At 48.1% G+C, this 262-nt stretch carries 1 pseudogene; it reads left to right on the top strand.

The features are described from left to right. Positions 1 to 262 (top strand): annotated as a pseudogene (locus BHE89_RS02155) (transposase); the annotation flags it as partial.

Below are 262 nucleotides of genomic sequence, written 5' to 3'. Positions count from 1 at the left end.
TCAAATATCACGGGGCTTGATGTGGGGCTAAGTCATTACGCCATCAAATCAGACGGCAATAAGATTGCTAATCCGCGCCACCTTATCAATGCCAGCCGTAACCTACGTCGAAAACAAAAAGCCTTATCTCGCAAGCAAAAAGGGAGTGCTAATCGCCGTAAAGCCCGAATACAGCTTGCAGGTGTACACGAACGGGGTAGCCAATGCCCGTGCTGATTTTCAACACAAACTCTCTCGTGCAATTGTTGACGAAAACCAAGCG

Origin of the sequence: Shigella sp. FC1967 (assembly GCF_001743005.1) — a bacterium.
GTDB lineage: Bacteria > Pseudomonadota > Gammaproteobacteria > Enterobacterales > Enterobacteriaceae > Proteus.
This window is presented reverse-complemented; position numbering and strand designations above follow the sequence as displayed.